The organism is Streptomyces sp. NPDC093065, assembly GCF_044754585.1.
GTDB lineage: Bacteria > Actinomycetota > Actinomycetes > Streptomycetales > Streptomycetaceae > Streptomyces.
Genome location: NZ_JBIVPJ010000006.1, coordinates 357676 through 373317, shown reverse-complemented (window position 1 = coordinate 373317; position 15642 = coordinate 357676). Strand labels below are relative to the sequence as shown.

Genomic DNA, 15642 nt, shown 5'->3' with positions numbered 1-15642 from the left:
AGGTCCGTAGAACGTCAGCCCTTGAGCTGCTCGTACGCCGGCAGCGTCAGGAAGTCGGCGTAGTCCTCGTCGAGCGACACCGTGAGCAGCAGGTCGTGGGCCTGCTGCCAGTTGCCGGCCGCGAAGGCCTCGTCGCCGATCTCGGCGCGGATGTTCGCCAGCTCCTCGGCGGCGACCTTGCGGGCCAGGTCGGCGGTGACCTGCTCGCCGTTGTCGAGGACGACCTCCGCGTTGATCCACTGCCAGATCTGCGAGCGGGAGATCTCGGCGGTGGCCGCGTCCTCCATCAGGTTGAAGATGGCGACCGCGCCGAGGCCGCGCAGCCAGGCCTCGATGTAGCGGATGCCGACCTGGACGGCGTTGACCAGTCCGGCGTACGTCGGCTTGGCGTCGAGCGAGTCGACGGCGATCAGGTCGGCCGCCTTGACGTCGACGTCCTCGCGCAGCCGGTCCTTCTGGTTCGGCTTGTCGCCGAGGACCTTGTCGAAGGACTCCATGGCGATCGGGACCAGGTCGGGGTGGGCGACCCAGGAGCCGTCGAAGCCGTCGCCGGCCTCGCGGTCCTTGTCGGCGCGGACCTTCTCGAAGGCGACCTTGTTGACCTCGGCGTCGCGGCGCGAGGGGATGAAGGCCGCCATGCCGCCGATCGCGTGCGCGCCCCGCTTGTGGCAGGTGCGGACGAGGAGTTCGGTGTACGCCCGCATGAACGGGGCGGTCATCGTCACCGCGTTGCGGTCCGGCAGGACGAACTTGGCCCCGCCGTCACGGAAGTTCTTGACGATGGAGAACAGGTAGTCCCAGCGCCCCGCGTTCAGCCCGGAGGCGTGGTCGCGCAGTTCGTAGAGGATCTCCTCCATCTCGTACGCGGCCGTGATCGTCTCGATCAGGACGGTGGCGCGCACCGTGCCCTGCGGGATGCCGACGTAGTCCTGCGCGAAGACGAACACCTCGTTCCACAGGCGGGCCTCCAGGTGGGACTCGGTCTTCGGGAGGTAGAAGTACGGGCCCTTGCCGAGGTCCAGCAGACGCTGGGCGTTGTGGAAGAAGTACAGGCCGAAGTCGACCAGGGCGCCGGGGACCGGGCGGCCGTCCACCTGGAGGTGGCGCTCGTCGAGGTGCCAGCCGCGGGGACGCATGACGACCGTCGCCAGTTCGGCGTCCGGGCGCAGGGCGTACGACTTTCCGGTGCGCTCGTCGGTGAAGTCGATGGTGCGGGTGTAGGCCGAGGCCAGGTTGAGCTGGCCGAGGACCACGTTCTCCCAGGTCGGCGCCGAGGCGTCCTCGAAGTCCGCGAGCCACACCTTCGCGCCCGAGTTGAGCGCGTTGATGGTCATCTTGCGGTCGGTGGGGCCGGTGATCTCGACGCGGCGGTCCTGCAGCGCGGCCGGAGCGGGGGCCACCTTCCAGGAGTCGTCCGCGCGGATCGCGGCCGTCTCCGGGAGGAAGTCGAGCGTGGAGGTGCGGGCGATCTCGGCGCGGCGCTCCGCACGGCGGGCGAGGAGCTCGTCACGCCGGGGCGTGAACCGCCGGTGCAGCTCGGCCACGAAGGCGAGCGCCGCATCGGTGAGGACCTCCTCCTGCCGGGGCAGGGGCTCGGCGTCGACGATGGCCAGCGTGGACGGCGCTGGTGCGGACATGAGCTGTCACTTCCTTCAGCGGTGGCACCGGGTGCCAGAGGGTGCGTATGGGGCATTACGCACTCGCCGTGCAGCGGAGTGCTTCTGGTCAGTGGATAGTAGTTTCCTCATCGTGGAACTTCAATGGTTTGTTGATGTCGAGATTCTCCGGGTCGAGGGAAGGTGGCGCTCGGTGCCACCTCCCTCACTCAAGGTGGACCAGGTCCGCCTCGGTGTCGATGTCGTACGGCCGGGCCACGTCCCCGCACTCGACGAGGGCGATCTCCGCCTCGTGTTCCCGCAGATAGGCGCGGGCACCCCGGTCACCGGTGGCGGTCGCCGCGATCCCCGCCCAGTGCGCGGCGCCGAGCAGCGCGGGGTGTCCGCGCACGCCCGCGTACGCCGCCGAGACCAGCGACGTCTCGTCCCGGTACGCGGCGCGCACCCGGGCCATCGCCTCCGCGCCGATGCCGGGCTGGTCCACCAGGCAGACCAGTGCCGCCCGCGCCCCGGTCCCGGTCAGTGAGCGGAGCCCGGCCCGCAGGGACGACCCCATGCCCTGTTCCCACCCGGGGTTGTCCACGAGGGCGCAGTCGTCGAGCGCCGCCCGCGCGCGCACGTCCTCGGCGCGTGCCCCCAGGACGACGTGCACGCGTGCGCAGCCGGCCGCCCGCAGCGCACCGACCGCGTGTTCGACGAGCGGGTGTCCACGGTGTTCGAGCAGTGCCTTGGGGCGGCCGCCGAGCCGTCGGCCGCCCCCGGCGGCCAGTAGCAGTCCCGCCACCCGGTCGCCCACCTGGTCTTCTGTCAGGGCCTCGTTGTCGGTCATGCGTCCTGCATACCTGACGGCGCGCCAAACGCCCCGGCGTGCGCGGGGTGCACGGAGGTGTTCCGGAGGCTGAATTTCGGTCCGCGCGCTGGCGCGTCCGGTGCGGGGTGGCGTTTACTGGCCCGCGCACAACGGGGTGCGAGGGGGAGGGCGGGGAGGGCTGTGTTGCGGAGCTTGGGGCAGAGGCGCGTGACCGTCGGCGACGAGGACGTGAGGGTGGTGGCACTGCGTACCGCGGTGGCCCGGTTGCGCCGCCAGCTCGCCCTGCTGCCCGCCGATTTCCCGGACCGCGGCATCGCGGAGGACGAGCTGGCCGACCTCGCCGCCATGGCCGGCCACGGCGTCCCCGAGGTGCCACGGCTGCGCCGCTCCCTGCTGCTGATTGCCGGTGCCATCGGCTCCGTCAGCGCCCTGAAGCCGGGGCTGACGGAGGTCCGTCACGCGGTGGAGCTCTTCGGGGACCCGCCGCGCCGCTGAGCCGCGTGCGCGGGAGGTGCTGTCGGGGAGGGGCGCTGCCTCAGGCGGCCGGGTTGCCGTTCGAGCCGTTCGAGCCGTTCGAGGTCAGCAGGGCCTGGGACAGCTCCGCCGCCACCTGCTGGAGCAGGGGCACGATCCGGTCGGTCGCGGCCTCGGTGACGCGGCCCGCGGGACCGGAGATCGAGATGGCCGCGGCGGTGGGGGAGTCCGGCACCGAGACGGCCAGGCAGCGCACCCCGATCTCCTGCTCGTTGTCGTCGATCGCGTAGCCCTGGCGCCGCACGTCCTCGAGCGCCGCGATGAAGCCGTCCGGCGTGGTGATCGTCTTGTCGGTCGCGGCCGGCATGCCGGTACGGCCCAGCAGGGCCCGCACCTCGTCCGCCGGGAAGTCCGCGAGCAGCGCCTTGCCGACGCCCGTGGAGTGCGGCAGGACGCGCCGGCCGACCTCGGTGAACATGCGCATCGAGTGCTTGGACGGCACCTGGGCGACGTACACGATCTCGTCCCCGTCGAGCAGCGCCATGTTCGCCGTCTCGCCGGTCTCCTCGACCAGGCGGGCCAGGTGCGGGCGCGCCCAGGTGCCCAGCAGCCGGGAGGCGGACTCGCCGAGGCGGATCAGGCGCGGGCCGAGCGCGTACCGGCGGTTGGGCTGCTGGCGTACGTAGCCGCAGGCCACGAGCGTGCGCATCAGGCGGTGGATGGTCGGCAGCGGCAGTCCGCTGCTCGCCGAGAGCTCGCTCAGGCCGACCTCGCCCCCCGCGTCCGCCATCCGTTCGAGCAGGTCGAAGGCGCGCTCCAGGGACTGGACGCCACCGGTGGCGGACCTGGCGGAGTCGGTGGTGCTGGCGCTGGACGTCGGCACGGCACGTTCCTTTCGGGGCTGGCGGGAGGAAAGAAGCGTACCCGGCGGCCGGTTGACTACCGGCTTGTACGTAGCTACGTTCTGCTTGCTGGAATTCTAATTCCGCTTTGTGGAAACGTCCAGGGCTGAGCCGTGGGCATGCCCACACAAAGGGTGCCTCTTGACGGCACGGGAGCGGGAATGAAGACTCCTTCGACAGGAGACTTCAACAGAACGTTGAAAAACTCGGCGGCAGAAAGAGGGGTTTCGGGTGTCCGGAGCTGAACTGGTGCTGCGCTCGACGCGCGTCATCACCCCCGAGGGGACACGCGCCGCGTCGATAGCGGTGACCGGCGGGACGATCACGGCGGTCCTGCCGTACGACGCGCCCGTCCCGGACGGCGCCCGGCTGGAGGACGTCGGCGACCACGTCGTGCTGCCCGGCCTGGTCGACACCCACGTGCACGTGAACGACCCCGGCCGCACCGAGTGGGAGGGCTTCTGGACCGCCACCCGCGCCGCGGCCGCCGGCGGCATCACCACCCTCGTCGACATGCCGCTCAACTCCATCCCGCCCACCACCACGGTCGACAACCTGCGCACCAAGCGCGCGGTCGCCGCCGACAAGGCCCACATCGACGTCGGCTTCTGGGGCGGCGCCCTGCCGGACAACGTCAAGGACCTGCGCCCGCTGCACGAGGCCGGGGTCTTCGGCTTCAAGGCGTTCCTGTCGCCGTCCGGCGTGGACGAGTTCCCGCACCTCGACCAGGAGCAGCTCGCCCGGTCCCTGGCGGAGATCGCCGCCTTCGACGGCCTGCTGATCGTGCACGCCGAGGACCCGCACCACCTGGCGGCGGCCCCGCAGCAGGGCGGCCCCAAGTACACCCACTTCCTCGCCAGCCGCCCGCGCGACGCCGAGGACACCGCGATCGCGACCCTGCTCGCGCAGGCCAAGCGGTTCAACGCGCGCGTGCACGTGCTGCACCTCTCCTCCAGCGACGCCCTGCCGCTGATCGCCGAGGCCCGCGCCGACGGCGTACAGGTGACGGTCGAGACCTGCCCGCACTACCTCACCCTCACCGCCGAGGAAGTGCCGGACGGCGCCAGCGAGTTCAAGTGCTGCCCGCCGATCCGCGAGGCCGCCAACCAGGACCTGCTCTGGCAGGCGCTGGCGGACGGCACGATCGACTGCGTCGTCACCGACCACTCCCCGTCCACCGCCGACCTCAAGACCGACGACTTCGCCACCGCCTGGGGCGGCATCGCCGGTCTCCAGCTCAGCCTGCCGGCCATGTGGACCGCGGCTCGCGGGCGGGGCCTCGGCCTGGAGGACATCGTGCGCTGGATGTCGGCGCGCACGGCCGCCCTGGTGGGGCTGGACGCACGCAAGGGCGCCATCGCGCCGGGCCACGACGCGGACTTCGCCGTGCTGGCCCCCGACGAGACCTTCACCGTCGACCCGGCCGCCCTCCAGCACCGCAACCGCGTCACCGCGTACGCGGGCAAGACCCTGTACGGCGTCGTGAAGTCCACCTGGCTGCGCGGCGAGCGCATCGTGGCGGACGGCGCGTTCACCGACCCGAAGGGACAGCTCCTCGACCGGGCCTGACGCGCCCGGACACGCCCTGAACCCAGTACCCCCCGAACAGCCCCGAAAGGAACACCTGATCACCGTGACGGCCCAGCAGAACACCTCGTTGGCCAGCTTCACCGGCGACGCCCAGCCCTACGGAGGCGGCGACCCGTACGCGGACTACCGCACCGCCGACCTCCCCTTCACCCAGTACGCCAACCTTGCCGACCGGCAGCTCGGCGCGGGTGTCGTCGCCGCCAACGACGAGTTCTTCGCCCAGCGCGAGAACCTGCTGGTGCCCGAGCCCGCCGAGTTCGACCCCGAGCACTTCGGGCACAAGGGCAAGGTCATGGACGGCTGGGAGACCCGCCGGCGCCGCGGTGTCTCGGCCGAGCAGCCCTGGCCCACCGAGGAGGACCACGACTGGGCGCTGATCCGCCTCGGCGCCCCCGGCGTGATCCGCGGCATCGTCGTCGACACCGCCCACTTCCGGGGCAACTACCCGCAGGCCGTCTCCGTCGAGGGCGCCTCGGTGGCGGGCTCCCCGTCCCCGGAGGAACTGCTCGCGGACGACGTGAAGTGGACGACCCTCGTCCCGCGCACCCCGGTCGGCGGCCACGCGGCCAACGGCTTCGCCGTCTCGGCCGAGCAGCGCTTCACCCACCTGCGGCTCAAGCAGCACCCCGACGGCGGCATCGCCCGCCTGCGGGTGTACGGCGAGGTCGTCCCGGACCCCGCCTGGCTCACCGCGCTGGGCACCTTCGACGTGGTCGCCCTGGGGAACGGCGGCCAGGTCGAGGACGCCTCCAACCTCTTCTACTCCCCGGCCACCAACACCATCCAGCCGGGCCGCTCCCGCAAGATGGACGACGGCTGGGAGACCCGCCGCCGTCGCGACCGGGGCAACGACTGGATCCAGTACCGCCTGGTGGACCGCTCGCAGATCCGCGCGATCGAGATCGACACGGCGTACCTGAAGGGCAACAGCGCGGGCTGGGCGTCGGTGTCGGTGAAGGACGGCGAGGGCGGCGAGTGGCGCGAGGTGCTCCCGCGCACCCGGATGCAGCCCGACACCAACCACCGCTTCGTCCTCCCGGAGGCGGCCGTCGGCACCCACGCGCGCGTGGACATCTTCCCCGACGGCGGCATCTCCCGGCTGCGCCTGTTCGGCTCCCTGACCGAGGACGGCGCTGCCCACCTCGCCGCCCGCCACCAGGAACTGGGCGGCTGACCCGCCACCACGGATCGCGGCGGCCCACCCGCCGCCGCTCACCGACCCGCGGGGCGCACCGGCCGGACAGCACCGGTGCGCCCCGCGCGCACGTCCCGGGGCGCGGCCTCGTGCACGTCCCGGGAGCGGGCTACGCCGCGTGGCCGCCGTCCACCGCGAACTCCGCGCCGGTGACGTACGTGGCGGTCGCCAGGTAGGCCACCGTCGACGCCACCTCGTCCGCCGTGCCGAAGCGGCCCAGCGCCGTCATGGCGGCCTGCCCCTCCGCGTAGGGCCCGTCAGCCGGGTTCATGTCGGTGTCGATCGGCCCCGGGTGCACGATGTTCGCCGTGATCCCGCGCGGCCCCAACTCCCTGGCCAGCGCCTTGGTCAGCCCGATCAGCGCCGACTTGCTCGTCGCGTAGAGCGTCCCGCCGGGCCCCGGCACCCGCTGGGTCATACAGGTGCCGACGGTGATGATCCGCCCGCCCTCGGTCATGCGGGCCGCGGCCGCCTGCGAGGCCAGGAAGACGCCGCGGACGTTCACCGCCAGCAGCCGGTCGACATCGGCGGGGGAGAGGCTCTCCAACGGGCCGAGCAGGCCGAGCCCCACGTTGTTGACCAGCACGTCGAGGCCGCCGCCGAGCGCCGTGGCGGCCCGCTCCACCGCTCCCGCCGCCTCGGCCGCGTCCGCGGAGTCGGCCCGCAGGGCCACCGCCCGGCGCCCCAGTGCCTCGGCGGCCCGTACGACGTCCTCGGCCGCGTCCTTGCCGTGCACGTAGGTGAGGGCCACGTCCGCGCCCTCCCGGGCCAGCCGCAGGGCGGTCGCCGCGCCGATGCCCCGGCTGCCGCCGGTCACGAGCGCGGTACGGCCGGCCAGGGGAGCGGGGGCGGGTGCGGGTGCGAGCGGGTTCGTGTGCGTGTGCGTATTCGTGTTCATGAGTCCATCCCAGCCGGGCCGCCGGGCCCGTGCTGGCGGTGAACGGACGTCGACCTGACCGGCGGGACGCCCGTGCCGCTCATGATGTGAACACGCGGAAAACACATATGACGTCCCGGGAAACTCCACGACCTTGTCATTGACATGCCACTGTCTACGCGCGTCATCATGAGTCATGCGATTCCCCCCACGCGCCGCTCGGCTCGGCGCAGCAGCCGCAGTCCTGTCCGCCCTCCTCGTGGGCGGCACCGTCTCCGCGACCACGGCCGGCGCCGCCCCGGCGGCGGTCGGCGACATCTGTTACGGCGACCTGCCCTCCCAGGCCCACGACACGCTCGACCTGATCGAGCAGGGCGGCCCCTACCCCTTCGAACAGGACGGGACCGTCTTCCAGAACCGGGAGGGCATCCTGCCCGGCCAGTCCTCCGGGTACTACCACGAGTACACCGTGATCACGCCGGGCTCCGACACGCGCGGAGCCCGCCGGATCGTCACCGGCGAGGAGAACCAGGAGGACTACTACACGGCCGACCACTACGCGTCGTTCGACCTCGTCGACTACGGCTGCTGAGGCCCGTTCACCCGGACGTGCGGCTCTCGGCGGCGGCGAACAGCGCGCCGCCGAGAGCGAGCAGGGCCACGCTCGCGTAGACCTCGTGGCCGTCGAGGAAACCGATCCGCCGCACCACACCCACGTTCCAGTCGGTGAACTCGTGCACCAGGCCCATCAGGCCCTGCAACACGGCGAGGAAACCCAGGAACTCCAACAGTCGCTTCATGATCCCGACTCTCGCCCCGCGGTCCCCCCCCCACACGCATCGGCCGCGGGGCGAGCCCTGCCCGACGGAAGGCGTCGGCGTCCGGACCCCGGCGCGCCGAAAGTCGCAGGCCGCGCGACTTTGGTCGACGGTCCCTGCCGACCCGTCGTCCCGGCCGTCACCCCTGCGTAGATTTGTCGACCGTGAACGGTGACAAGCAGGCCGCGGTGCCCCCGGCCTTCGTGAAGCGGCGCTGGGTGCTGCCGGCGGCGCTGGTCGAGGACCTGTACCCGCAGCCCCGGCGGCCCGGCGGCCGGCCGAGGCGCACCGCGCGCGACTGGATCGTCGACTTCGCCTGCTTCCTGCTCGCGGTCGCCGTCGGCCTGCTGGCCGCGGACTCGCTGGACCAGGAGCCGCACCTGTCGAGCGCCGCGGCCGTCGCGGACCAGCTGATCGGGGCGCTGGCCTGTGCGGCCGTCTGGCTCCGGCGCCGGTGGCCGGTAGGGCTGGCCGTGGCGATGGTGCCCGTCTCCCTCGTCTCCGCCACCGCGGGCGGCGCCGTCCTGGCCTCCCTGTTCACGCTCGCCGTGCACCGGCCCTTCCGGTACGTGGCCTGGATCGGCGGCGCGAGTCTCGCCGTGGTGCCCCTGTACTACTGGATGCGCCCGGAACCCGGGCTGCCCTTCCTCGCCTCCCTGGCCATCGCCGTCCTGCTCGCCGTCACGGTGCTCGGCTGGGGCCTGCTCGTCCGCTCCAAGCGCCAGCTCCTGCTCAGCCTGCGCGACCGCGCCCGGCACGCCGAGGCCGAGGCACGGCTGCGGTCCGAGCAGGCGCAGCGGCTGGCCAGGGAGGCCATCGCCCGCGAGATGCACGACGTCCTCGCCCACCGGCTCACGCTGCTCAGCGTGCACGCGGGCGCCCTGGAGTTCCGCCCCGACGCACCCCGTGAGGAGGTCGCGCGGGCGGCGGGCGTCATCCGGGAGAGCGCGCACGAGGCCCTCCAGGACCTGCGGGAGATCATCGGCGTCCTGCGGGCGGCGGAGTCCGACGACGCGGGCCGCCCGCAGCCGACGCTCGCGGCCCTCGACGCGCTGGTCGCCGAGTCCCGTGCGGCCGGCATGAAGGTCGCCCTCGCGGAGCGCGTCCCCGACCCCGGTGCGGTCCCCGCCTCCGTGGGCCGCACCGCGTACCGCATCGCCCAGGAGGCGCTGACCAACGCGCGCAAGCACGCCCCCGGCACCGAGGTCACCGTCTCGGTCACCGGAGCACCGGGCGACGGCCTCACCCTGTCGGTGCGCAACGCCCCGCCGGACGGCGAGGTGCCGCACGTGCCCGGCTCCGGGCAGGGCCTGATCGGGCTGACGGAGCGGGCCACGCTGGCGGGCGGCACCTTGGAGCACGGGCCCACACCCGAGGGCGGCTTCGAGGTACGGGCGAGGCTGCCGTGGGGGGAGTGAGCCGGTGCCCGGCGGCCGTGCCCCGGGAGCGCCGCCGCGGGGCGGAGCCGGCCCCGGCGACCGTGATTACGTAGGACGCATGACTGCGATCAGACTGCTCCTCGTCGACGACGACCCGCTCGTGCGGGCCGGACTGGCCCTCATGCTGGGCGGTGCCGAGGATGTGGAGATCGTCGGCGAGGCCGCCGACGGCGACGAGGTCGGGGCACTCGTCGACCGCACCCGCCCGGACGTCGTCCTCATGGACATCCGGATGCCGGGCGTGGACGGCCTCGCGGCGACCGAACGGCTGCGCGGTCGCGCGGACGCGCCCCAGGTCGTCGTGCTCACCACCTTCCACGCGGACGAACAGGTGCTGCGCGCCCTGCGCGCCGGCGCCGCCGGGTTCGTCCTCAAGGACACCCCGCCCGCGCAGATCCTCGACGCGGTGCGCAGGGTCGCGGCCGGCGACCCCGTCCTGTCGCCCGCCGTCACCCGGCGGCTGATGGAGCAGGCGGCCGGTACCGCCCCCGGCACGCGGCACGCACGGCACGCACGCGCGCGTGCACGCGTGGACGCCCTCAACGAACGCGAGCGCGAGGTCGCCGTCGCCGTCGGCCGGGGCATGGCCAACGCCGACATCGCGACCCGTCTCTTCATGAGCGTCGCCACGGTCAAGGCCCACGTCTCCCGCATCCTGGCCAAGCTCGGCCTCGACAACCGCGTCCAGATCGCCCTGCTGGTCCACGACGCCGGGCTGTTGGACGGGGACGGGGACGACGCCTAGGCCGAGGACCGGGGCCGGGACGGCCGGTGCGGCCACAGACCCAGGCCCGCGTGTTCGAGGGCCGCGACATGGCTGTTCCACACCAGCGTGTCGTTGAAGGCGCCGCCCAGGTCCGGGAGTTCGGCGACGTCCTCCGGCGGCAGGGCGGAGGGGAGCGTGGGCCCGGCGGCCGACCGCAGGGTCGTCGCCGCGAGCGACTCGACCGACAGGGCGCGCACCACCGCCTGCTGCACGCAGTCCCCGGTGGCGACGATGCCGTGGCCCCGGAGTATCGCGACCGGGCGGTCGGCGAGGGCGGCTGCCACCTCCCGGCCGAGATCCGCCCGGGTCACCAGGACGGCCCTCGGGGAGACGGGGATGCCGCCGAGCGCCATGCGCATGGCCGGGATGTCGTAGGCACCGACGACGGGCCGCAGCGGCAGGCCGGCCAGGTCGGCGGCCACGGTGTGGGGCGGGTGGACGTGGACGACCGCACGGACGTCGGGACGGGCGCGCAGGACCTCGCGGTGGATCGGCAGTTCGTTGGGGACGCGGTAGCCGTCGGGCGGCGCCGGCTCGCCGTCCGGGGGGACCGGATGGACGTCGGCGGGCTCGGTGAGCAGCAGCCCTCGTTCGCGCGGACCCCGGCACCGCACGTACAGGGCACCGTCGTCGCGGCGCAGCGAGATGTGGCCGAGGATGTCGGCGGCCAGCCCGCGGAACGCGAGGATCCGGCACCCCAGCGCGATCAGTTCCCCGGGAGTCGGTTCGGGAGCGGGACCGCTCGCGGCACCCGGCGCGGCGCGGGTCACAGGACGTAGGTGTCGTCGGCGTGCGCCAGGACCAGGTCCTCCGCCGTGCGGCGGCGGGAGACGAGATGCTGCTCGTGCTGGTAGCGGGCGAAGGCCTCCAGCGCGGTGCGGTTGTTCTCCAGGCCGTAGTCCCACCAGCCCTCGCCGAGCGCCTCGGCCGTCGCGGTCACGTGTTCCTGCAGCCACGGCAGCATGACCTTCAGGGCGCTGCGGTAGCGCAGGTCGTCGTAGGCGATGCGGAGGGACTCCTCGAAGGCCTTGGTGAGCGAGCGGGCGATCCACGGATGGCGTTCGACGAGGGTCCTGCGCACGGCGACGACGTGCATGATCGGGAAGATGCCGGTGCGGGCGTAGTAGTCCCGCTCGACGGCCGGGAAGTCCTCGAAGAGGTGCCTCACGTGCGGGTCGCGGCCCATGCAGGAGGGCTGGCTGGCGCTCTGGACCGCGTCGATCTCGCCGTCGGCGAGCATCCGGGACAGGGTCTGCCCCGGGCCGATCGGCGTGATCCGCACCGTGCCGGGGAGGTCCAGCGGCAGCTTCTCGGGGCGTCCGGGCTGCTCGATGCCGCCGGTGAAGTAGTGGACCGACTCGACGGGCACCCCGTATTCCTCGGCGAGGATGCCGCGCTGCCACACCCCGGCCGTCATCTGGTACTCGGGGGTGCCGACGCGCTTGCCGACGAGGTCCGCGGGCTTCTCGATGCCGCTGCGGGAGTTGACGTAGATCGACTGGTGGCGGAAGAAGCGGGACGGGAAGACCGGCAGCGCGACGAAGGGCGGGTCCTCCTGGTCGAGGGTCATCGCATAGCTCGACAGGCTCAGTTCGCTGACGTCGAACTCGTGGTGCCTCAACTGCCGGTAGAACGTCTCCTCCACGCCGAGCGGCAGGAAGGTGAGGTCGATGCCCTCGGGCCGCACGCGGCCGTCCTGCAGGGCGCGCACGCGGTCGTAGTCACCGCAGGCGAAGGAGAGATGGAGGCGGCGGGACATCGATGCTGCTCCTTCGGTCACGTACGGGGGAGGGGTGCGTGGAGCACGGTAGGCAGGCGGGGCCGAATGCGTCAATGGTTATACCAATAGCGGGGTGTGGGAGACCGCCGCGGCTCAGTCGCGGATGTCCTGGAGCAGCAGGTCCCGCGGGATCTCGTGCCCCAGTCCCCGTTCCCGCGCCCGCTCGTAGACCAGGGCGGCGACGGCGTGGAACTGGGCGCCCTGGATGTTGCCGCGCTCGGAGAAGGTGATCTGCCGGTCGTCCGTGCGGGCCCGTGCGGTGCCGTCGAGGAGTTCGCTCAGGCCGACCCGGCGCGGCCCCCGGGGCGGGCGGCGCGTGTGGCCGTGGCGGTGCCGGGCCCAGACCGGGTCGTCGGGACGGGCGCGGTAGACCACGTACTCGTCGCCCGTGGCCCACCCCGGCGTCGATGCCGGGGTGCCGGCGTCGCCGAGCCGCAGCCACACGTCCAGCCGCTCGACTGCGCGCCGGTCCAGACGGCCGCCGACGCAGGTGACGTGCGTGCCGGGGGCGAGGTGCTCGCCGAGGACCACCTCGCCCACGGCGTCGGTGCAGCCGGCGACGAGGTCGGCGCCCCGGTGCGCCTCCGCGCCGTCCGCCACGGCGACGGCCTCGACGCCGTACCGCTCGCGCGCCTCGGCGGCGAAGGCCTCCCGGTGGGCGCGGGTCGGGCTGTACACCTGGACGCGCTCCACGGGGAGGACGGGCAGCAGCGCCTCCAGGTGGCTGCGGGCCATGCCGCCCGAGCCGAGCAGGCCGAGGACGCGGCTGCCGGGGCGGGCGGCGTACCGGGTGCCGAGCGCGGAGTCGGCGCCGACCCGCAGGTGCTGGAGCAGGCCGTCGTTGAGCAGGGCCACCGGCTCGCCGCTGCGGATGTCGAGCAGCAGCACGAGGCCGCAGTAACGGCCGGGCGCCACGCAGTACTTCTCCTGCGTGCGGGCACCTTCGGGGCCGGCCTCGACGACGAGGTCGGACTTCATGCGGATCGCCGCGTACCCGGTGCGGGCCGAGCCGCCCTCCATCGTGCCCCACTGGTAGACCCGGCCGTCCCCGGCCGGGAAGCGCAGATCGATGCGCGGGCGGCAGACGCCCTCGCCCGTGGCGAGGTCCCCGTACGACGCTTCCAGGGCGGCGATCACGTCGGGCATGGTGAGAACGGTGGCGGTGACGTCGTTGCCGAGGACCAGCACGGGGCCTCCTGGGCGGATGTGTGCCGATGGGTTTTCGCCAATGGATTTTTGGTATGACGTTATTCCGTTGGTCAGAACCGGGTCAACCGTCGGTCCGTCGTGGGAGAATGCCCCCATGTCAACCCGAGCGAGTCAGACCCCGGAGAACGAGGCGCAGTCCGGGCGGGCGGCCGTCCCGCAGGAGCTGTTCAAGGCCGTCTCCTCGAGCCGTGTCTCCCAGGTGATCGTCGAGCAGATCCGGCAGCTGCTGAAGGAGGAGCGGCTGCAGCCGGGCGACCGCCTGCCCAGCGAACGCGAGCTGTGCGTCCAGTTCGGCGTCAGCCGGGTCACCATCCGCGAGGCCCTGCGCATCCTGGAGTCCAACGGCCTCGTCGAGATCCGGGTCGGCGCGCGCGGCGGCGCCTTCGTGACGGTGCCGAGTTCGAGCCGGGTCAGCGAGGGGCTCGCCGACCTCCTCACCTTCTCGCCGCTGACCGCCTCCCAGGTCACCGAGGCGCGTCTGGTCTTCGAGCTGGGGGTCGTGCCGCTGGCCGTGGAGCGGGCCACGGAGGAGGACATCGCCGATCTGCGCGCCATGTGCGACGCGCACGCGGAGGTGATGAAGGAGGGGGAGTACACGATGGAGCTCTCCACCGCCTTCCACATCCGGATCGCCGCCTGCACCCACAACCCGGCCATCGAGATGCTGGTGCAGTCGTTCCACGGCCCGATGCTGATGAGCCTGCGTGAGGCCCAGGCCGTCGAGCCGAGGATGGGCCGGCGCGGCACCAGGGAGCACCGGGAACTGGTCGACGCGATCGCCGCCCGGGACGTCGAGGCCGCGACCAGGATCATGCGCACCCACCTGGAGCGCACGGCCTCCCGCGTGAAGGACTGACCGCGCCGTTCGCGAGCGCCCCGGACTGGTGCGGTCCGGGGCGCTTTCGCGTGCGGTCACTTCGTGCACGAGGGTTGGCACCTCACTGGCTCGGTATTATGGTCATACCGTTAGTTGGTTGAGCTGCTCGGCAGTTGAGCTGCCCTACAGGAGGAATGCATGGCAAAGAAGGGGCGTACCTTCGTCCGCGGCCTCACCTCTGAGACGTACGGGCTCGGCGAGTTCCGCACCCGGCAGTTGGCCTCCAAGCGGGTCCGGGACGACACGGTCGTCGTCGACGACGCCAAGGTCGCCCACTCCGGCGACAGCGAGAAGTCCCGCACCTGGTGGCGGATCGGTCCCGGTGACGAGGAGTTCCTCACCCAGACCGTCCAGGTCCACTTCGTCCAGTTGCCGCCGCAGTCCAGCAACCACGGTCACGGCCACCAGAACGAGGCCGCCTTCTACATCCTGGAGGGCCGCGGTTACGAGATCCACGACGACCAGCGCTACGACTGGGCCAAGGACGACTTCGTCTTCGTCCACACCGACTCGGTCCACCGCCACTTCAACCCCTACGACGAGCAGGCCACCGCGCTGGTGGTGAAGGCCAAGAGCACCTGGATGTTCATGGGCCTGCGGCAGCAGGGCCGCAGCGGTCCGATCGAGCGCCCGGACGAGTTCGGCCCCCGTGAGGACTGGTCGCGGGTGTGGACCCCGGGCGTCCTGGACCGCAAGAAGGTCATCTCCCCGGCCGACACGAGCTGGGAGAGCACCCCGCTCGGCCGGCAGCGCGTGCTCACCTCGCCCGAGCGCACCGACGCGCGCCTGTTCTCCGTCGACGCCTACGAACTGGACATCCCCACCGGCAGCCGTTCGGGCAAGTACTGGAAGATGGCCGACGAGGTGCTCTACGTCCTCGACGGCGGCGGCTACGCGCTGCAGTGGGAGGTCGAGGCCGAGATCGCGGAGAAGTACTACGCCCGCGTCGCCCTCGAACCGACCCGGCACGAGATCAAGAAGGGCGACACGCTGTACGTGCCGCAGAACCACATCTGCCAGCTCTTCGCCCACGACGGCACACCGCTGAAGGTCTTCTCGGCGCAGAACAGGATCTTCAAGCACCTGGGCTACGACACCGTCCACTACCTGGAGAACGCCCCCGAGTACGAGGGCTGACCTGGACACCGCCACCGGAACGGGGAAGCGGGCCCGGGGGGCCCCCGCCCCCCGCCCCGGGCCCCCCGCGGGCCCCCCACCGGCCCCCCCCCCCCCCCCCCGGGCCCGGGGGGCCCGGGCGCACCCCCGCAGCGGGGCGGGGGGCGGGCCC

General features: G+C 72.7%; 16 protein-coding genes. 8 read left to right on the top strand and 8 right to left on the bottom strand.

All coding sequences use genetic code 11. The annotated features are described in order from the left end of the window. Positions 1-14: 14 nt before the first annotated feature. Positions 15-1637, bottom strand: coding sequence for a malate synthase A (gene aceB, locus ACIQFU_RS14135; protein WP_127892382.1), 1623 nt, complete (start codon positions 1635-1637; stop codon positions 15-17). A 184-nt stretch (positions 1638-1821) separates the two neighbouring features. Further along, positions 1822-2445: an NTP transferase domain-containing protein gene (locus tag ACIQFU_RS14130; RefSeq protein ID WP_402551380.1), complete on the bottom strand. Its 624-nt coding sequence runs from the start codon at positions 2443-2445 to the stop codon at positions 1822-1824. A gap of 162 nt (positions 2446-2607) precedes the next feature. Here ACIQFU_RS14130 and ACIQFU_RS14125 point away from each other — a divergent pair, with 162 nt between their 5' ends. Further along, entirely contained in the window at positions 2608-2922 is a 315-nt protein-coding gene (locus tag ACIQFU_RS14125; protein ID WP_127892380.1) for a DUF5955 family protein, read from the top strand. Between the two features lie 40 nt (positions 2923-2962). On the opposite strand, the gene allR is transcribed toward ACIQFU_RS14125, so the two are convergent. Next, complete coding sequence (gene allR / locus ACIQFU_RS14120) at positions 2963-3784, bottom strand: allantoin degradation transcriptional regulator AllR (RefSeq protein ID WP_385967640.1); 822 nt, start codon at positions 3782-3784, stop codon at positions 2963-2965. A 250-nt stretch (positions 3785-4034) separates the two neighbouring features. Here allR and allB point away from each other — a divergent pair, with 250 nt between their 5' ends. Together allB and alc are read left to right on the top strand one after the other, a co-directional pair. Further along, the gene (allB, locus tag ACIQFU_RS14115; RefSeq protein ID WP_127892378.1) at positions 4035-5372 is read left to right on the top strand and encodes an allantoinase AllB; all 1338 of its coding nucleotides are present in this window, start codon (positions 4035-4037) and stop codon (positions 5370-5372) included. A 64-nt stretch (positions 5373-5436) separates the two neighbouring features. Continuing rightward, complete coding sequence (gene alc / locus ACIQFU_RS14110; RefSeq protein ID WP_402551377.1) at positions 5437-6567, top strand: allantoicase; 1131 nt, start codon at positions 5437-5439, stop codon at positions 6565-6567. Positions 6568-6697: 130 nt separating this feature from the next. Here alc and ACIQFU_RS14105 read toward each other — a convergent pair whose 3' ends face one another. Beyond that, positions 6698-7486: an SDR family oxidoreductase gene (locus tag ACIQFU_RS14105; protein WP_402551375.1), complete on the bottom strand. Its 789-nt coding sequence runs from the start codon at positions 7484-7486 to the stop codon at positions 6698-6700. Between the two features lie 175 nt (positions 7487-7661). Here ACIQFU_RS14105 and ACIQFU_RS14100 point away from each other — a divergent pair, with 175 nt between their 5' ends. Beyond that, a complete protein-coding gene (locus ACIQFU_RS14100) occupies positions 7662-8057 on the top strand; it encodes a ribonuclease domain-containing protein (protein WP_402551374.1) in 396 nt (131 codons plus the stop codon). Positions 8058-8064: 7 nt separating this feature from the next. On the opposite strand, the gene ACIQFU_RS14095 is transcribed toward ACIQFU_RS14100, so the two are convergent. Continuing rightward, on the bottom strand, positions 8065-8265 hold the full coding sequence (locus tag ACIQFU_RS14095; RefSeq protein ID WP_402551373.1) for a hypothetical protein: 201 nt from the start codon (positions 8263-8265) through the stop codon (positions 8065-8067). Positions 8266-8438: 173 nt separating this feature from the next. On the opposite strand from ACIQFU_RS14095, the gene ACIQFU_RS14090 reads away from it, so the two are divergent. Next, complete coding sequence (locus tag ACIQFU_RS14090; RefSeq protein ID WP_402551371.1) at positions 8439-9701, top strand: histidine kinase; 1263 nt, start codon at positions 8439-8441, stop codon at positions 9699-9701. A 79-nt stretch (positions 9702-9780) separates the two neighbouring features. After that, positions 9781-10467: a response regulator gene (locus ACIQFU_RS14085; RefSeq protein ID WP_402551369.1), complete on the top strand. Its 687-nt coding sequence runs from the start codon at positions 9781-9783 to the stop codon at positions 10465-10467. Here ACIQFU_RS14085 and ACIQFU_RS14080 read toward each other — a convergent pair. From ACIQFU_RS14080 to ACIQFU_RS14070, 3 genes are all read right to left on the bottom strand, one after another. Beyond that, positions 10464-11258 (bottom strand): class II aldolase/adducin family protein, encoded by a 795-nt coding sequence (locus ACIQFU_RS14080; protein ID WP_402551368.1) that lies wholly within the window; start codon positions 11256-11258, stop codon positions 10464-10466. The genes ACIQFU_RS14085 and ACIQFU_RS14080 overlap by 4 nt on opposite strands. Next, entirely contained in the window at positions 11255-12247 is a 993-nt protein-coding gene (locus tag ACIQFU_RS14075) for an ABC transporter substrate-binding protein (protein ID WP_402551366.1), read from the bottom strand. The genes ACIQFU_RS14080 and ACIQFU_RS14075 overlap by 4 nt, the downstream gene beginning before the upstream one ends. 114 nt (positions 12248-12361) lie before the next feature. Next, a complete protein-coding gene (locus tag ACIQFU_RS14070) occupies positions 12362-13456 on the bottom strand; it encodes an ornithine cyclodeaminase family protein (protein WP_402551364.1) in 1095 nt (364 codons plus the stop codon). 115 nt (positions 13457-13571) lie between these two features. On the opposite strand from ACIQFU_RS14070, the gene ACIQFU_RS14065 reads away from it, so the two are divergent. Both ACIQFU_RS14065 and ACIQFU_RS14060 read left to right on the top strand, forming a co-directional pair. Then, positions 13572-14333 carry a FadR/GntR family transcriptional regulator gene (locus tag ACIQFU_RS14065; RefSeq protein WP_402551362.1) on the top strand — a complete coding sequence of 254 codons (762 nt, stop codon included), beginning with the start codon at positions 13572-13574 and terminating at the stop codon, positions 14331-14333. 159 nt (positions 14334-14492) lie between these two features. Continuing rightward, complete coding sequence (locus ACIQFU_RS14060; RefSeq protein WP_402551360.1) at positions 14493-15491, top strand: cupin domain-containing protein; 999 nt, start codon at positions 14493-14495, stop codon at positions 15489-15491. The last annotated feature ends 151 nt before the right edge of the window (positions 15492-15642 follow it).